The 1,798-nt window shown below is 71.7% G+C and carries 2 protein-coding genes; both read right to left on the bottom strand.

What is annotated here, in order from left to right:
- A partial coding sequence (locus G6019_RS15285; protein ID WP_182627952.1) for a glycosyltransferase occupies window positions 1–772 on the bottom strand: 772 nt, incomplete at its 3' end.
- A 40-nt stretch (window positions 773–812) separates the two neighbouring features.
- A partial coding sequence (locus G6019_RS15290) for an alpha-hydroxy-acid oxidizing protein (RefSeq protein WP_182627954.1) occupies window positions 813–1,798 on the bottom strand: 986 nt, incomplete at its 5' end.

The raw sequence follows: 1,798 nt of genomic DNA on the forward strand, positions 1-1,798 counted from the left end.
TGGCGGGAGCGGGCAACCGTCGGTAGGCGTTGCGCGCGAGGTAGTTGGCCACGGCGCGGGGGCGGGAGATCATGCCCGCGTCGAGGAGGGTGCGCTGGATGATCCGCTCGGACGCGGTGAGCGCGCGGCTCTTGCGACGGCTGAACTGGGCGGGCGTGACCCGGAACCGCACGAGCGGTTCGGGCAGGTTGTGGAGGCGGTACCCCGCGCCGATCAGGCGGATCATGAGATCGTAATCCTCCTGGTACGGGACCGTGCGGTACCCCCCGACGGCACGGATGGCCTCGGTTCGCGCGAGCAGGGACGGGTTGTTGACCGGGTTGTTGATGCGCGCGTAGCGGGCGATGTCCTCGTGCTCGGTCGGCAGGGCACGCAGGGCCGTGGGACGCTCCGGATCGGCGTCGAACTCGAGCATCGCCGACCCCAGGACATCCACCCCGAGCGCGCGGGCGGCGTCGAGTTGACGCTCGAACCGCTCGGGCAGGGAGATGTCGTCGGCGTCCTGGCGGGCGACCCAGCTGGTGCGGACCTCGTCGAGCCCGCGTTGTGACGCCGCCGCGGCGCCCGAGTTCTCGGGGAGGGCGAACCTGCGCAGTCCGGGGGTGGAGTCGAGCACCTCCATCAGCGCTGGCGACAGGGGGCCGTCCTCCACCACGACCACTTCGGCCGGCTGGACGGTCTGAGCGTGCACGCTGGCCAGGGCGTCGCGCAGCTGCGAGGGCTCGATCGCGTGGTAGACGGTGAGCAGGACGGTCAGTTCGGGGTCCCGCATGGGCTCCTCCCTCTCGATCCGACGAGCCGACGCGACCCTCTCAGGCCAGCAACGAGCCGTCCACGTCGTCCCACGAACTCGCGCCGCACAGCGACAGCGTGAGGTCGATCTCGGCGAGCAGGTTGTCGAGCACCTCGCCGACCCCCTTCTGCCCGGCGATGGCCAACCCGTAGATGTGGGGCCGCCCGATGGTCACGGCGTCCGCGCCGCACGCCATGGCCTTGACCACGTCGGTGCCGTTGCGGATGCCGGAGTCCAGCAGCAGGGTCGGCTCGGGACCGACGGCCTCGCGGATGCGCACGAGGGCGTCCAGGGTGTCGATGGACCCGTCCACCTGCCGGCCTCCGTGGTTGGAGACCATCACGGCGTCGACGCCCATGTCCAGGGCCCGCCGGGCGTCGTCCGGGTGCAGGACGCCCTTGAGCACGACCGGCAGACGGGTCCGGTCCCGCAGGGTGGCGATGTGGTCCCAGTTCAGCGCCGGATTCGAGAACGTGTCGAGGAAGGTCTGGACGGCGGCGCGGGTCTCCGGCGCGCTGAGGTTCCTGCGGAACCCACCCGGCTGGTTCCGGGCCATCTCGAGCAGCGTCACGACGGCCCTGGGGGTGACCTTGACCGCCTCCGGCTCCGGGCCGGATCCCGGCTCGGCCTCCTGCGCGACCCGCTCGGCCACCATCTCGACGAAGCGTGGATCCGAGGTGTACTGCGCGATCCCGACCCCGCGCGTGAACGGCAATGAGCCCAGGTCCAGATCCCAGGGGCGCCAGCCCAGCGTCGTGGTGTCGAGGGTGACGACCAGCGCGCCGGCGCCCGCGGCCTCCGCCCGGGAGATGAAGCTGTCCACGAGTTGCTCGTCCCTGCTCCAGTACAGCTGGAACCAGCGCGGTGCGTCCTTCATGGCCGCGGCGGTGGCCTCCATCGGCGACGAACCCTGCGAGGACAGGATGTACGGCAACCGGCGCTCGGCCGCGGCGCGGCCGATGTGCACGTCGGCGTCGCGGCGCACCAGTCCCGCCGCGCCGATGG

The organism is Dietzia sp. DQ12-76, from assembly GCF_014145045.1.
Lineage (GTDB): Bacteria > Actinomycetota > Actinomycetes > Mycobacteriales > Mycobacteriaceae > Dietzia.